Origin of the sequence: Mesorhizobium sp. M7A.F.Ca.MR.148.00.0.0 (assembly GCF_003997735.1) — a bacterium.
Classification (GTDB): Bacteria; Pseudomonadota; Alphaproteobacteria; order Rhizobiales; family Rhizobiaceae; genus Mesorhizobium.
In genome coordinates this window covers 1-221 of the sequence record NZ_RZTB01000766.1, presented here as the reverse complement: position 1 = coordinate 221, position 221 = coordinate 1, and the positions used below count along the sequence as shown (strand labels likewise).

At 64.3% G+C, this 221-nt stretch carries 1 pseudogene; it reads right to left on the bottom strand.

The features are described from left to right. Positions 1-221, bottom strand: a pseudogene (locus EOB49_RS36190) (malate synthase G); the annotation flags it as partial.

Sequence of the window (221 nt, the reverse complement as noted above, 5' to 3'; positions counted from 1 at the left end):
GAGGTTGACGGTGGTGCGCCGCTCCTCGTCCATGATGCCCATCTTGATGGTATTCCTGGCCATACCGAGCAGGGCCTCGACGCGGTCGAATATCTCGACGGCGAAAGCGACCTCCTCCGGCCCATGCATCTTGGGTTTCACGACATACATCGAGCCGGCGCGGGAATTGGCGCGGCGGCCGTTCGGCCCGACATCGTGCAGCGCGATCAGCGCCGTCATCG